At 67.0% G+C, this 1360-nt stretch carries 2 protein-coding genes; one reads left to right on the top strand and one right to left on the bottom strand.

Annotation, left to right across the window (positions count from 1 at the left end):
• Positions 1–309: 309 nt before the first annotated feature.
• Positions 310–797: MarR family winged helix-turn-helix transcriptional regulator (locus tag AOK15_RS40930; RefSeq protein WP_157870538.1), on the bottom strand; the 488-nt coding region annotated here is incomplete at its 3' end.
• Between the two features lie 125 nt (positions 798–922).
• Here AOK15_RS40930 and AOK15_RS40925 point away from each other — a divergent pair.
• Positions 923–1360, top strand: a 438-nt coding sequence (locus AOK15_RS40925; protein ID WP_157870537.1) for an MFS transporter, incomplete at its 3' end; no start/stop codon positions are given.

Genomic DNA, 1360 nt, shown 5'->3' with positions numbered 1-1360 from the left:
GGCTGTTGGGCCGTTCCGACGTCCCAAACCTTAGCGGATCTGCTCGGCAGTTCCCAATCGGGCCTGCCGAACCCAAATCGAATTGAATTCGGGCACGCCGAATTCATCCCGGCTGGGAGATCGCACTGGTTGGTTTGGGTGCCGCTTCAGCGGCGGAGGTGCTGTCGCAGAACCGTTACGGCTCCGTGGCAACCCGAAGAACTCTACGGATCTGCGGGTGGACTGTCAAGCATCCCCTCGGTGGCCCGTGGTCAAACCCTGGGCGCCCCTCAAGCGTACGGCCTCAGTCGAGGTCGGTGAGCCGGCCNNAGGACCTCGCCGAGGACGGTGCGCTCCAGAGGAGAGAGGTCCTGGAGGAGGTCCTCCTCGAAGACCGAGGCGAGGCGCATGGCCTCCAGCCACTTCTGCCGGCCGTCGGGGGTCAGCTCCACGATGACGCGGACCCGGTTGGTCTCGTCACGCTCCCTGGTCACCAGGCCCTCGGTGACCATGCGGTCGATCCGGTGGGTCATGGCGGCCGGGGTGAGACCGAGTCGCTTGGCGAGGTCGCTCGGGCCCATGCGGTACGGGGCACCGGAGAGGACGAGGGCCTTGAGGACCTCCCACTCCGCGTTGCTGATGCCGAGGGCGGCGGTCTGGCGGCCGTACGCGACGTTCATCCGGCGGTTGAGGCGGGAGAGCGCCGAGACGATCTTCTCGACCTGGGGGTCGAGGCCCTGGAACTCGCGCTGGTACGCGGCGATCTGCTCTTCGAGTGTCGGCTCGGCGGTGCCGTTGCTGCCCGGGGTGTCGCCCATGGCCGCAGTATGGCACGCCATCGCTTGGCATCGAAGTCCTTCGAGGTGTAGTGTTTAGCTTCTAAGTTTTAGCTTCGAAGTCTTCACCCCTAACGATTGGTGAGGGCTTCTTCTACCTAGGCAGGGTGAACGTGACCAGGGGGATGGGCGCAGCGATGCGTCGGATTCATGTGGGCAACGCGCTCGGCGCGTTCGGACTCGGCTTCACCGTCCCGTATCTGTACGTCTATGTGGCGCAGGTGCGGGATCTCGGTGCGACGACGGCGGGGCTCGTGCTCGCGGTCTTCGCCGTGGCCGCGCTCGTGGTGCTGCCGTTCGCCGGACGGGCCATAGTCGGGCGCGGTCCGCTTCCGGTGCTGCTCGCCGCCCTGGTCACCGCTTCCGTCGGGTCGATGAGCCTCGGGCTGGCCGCCGATGCGACGAGTGTGCTGCTGTCCGCCGCTGCGCTCGGGGCCGGGCAGGCCGTGATGCAGCCGGCGCTGGCGACGATGATCGTCGACTGCTCCGGTGCGGAGACGCGGTCACGGGCCTTCGCAACGCAGTTCTTTCTCCAGAACCTGGGG

It is taken from the genome of Streptomyces ossamyceticus, assembly GCF_001418475.1.
GTDB classification, from domain to species: domain Bacteria; phylum Actinomycetota; class Actinomycetes; order Streptomycetales; family Streptomycetaceae; genus Streptomyces; species Streptomyces ossamyceticus.
This window is presented reverse-complemented; position numbering and strand designations above follow the sequence as displayed.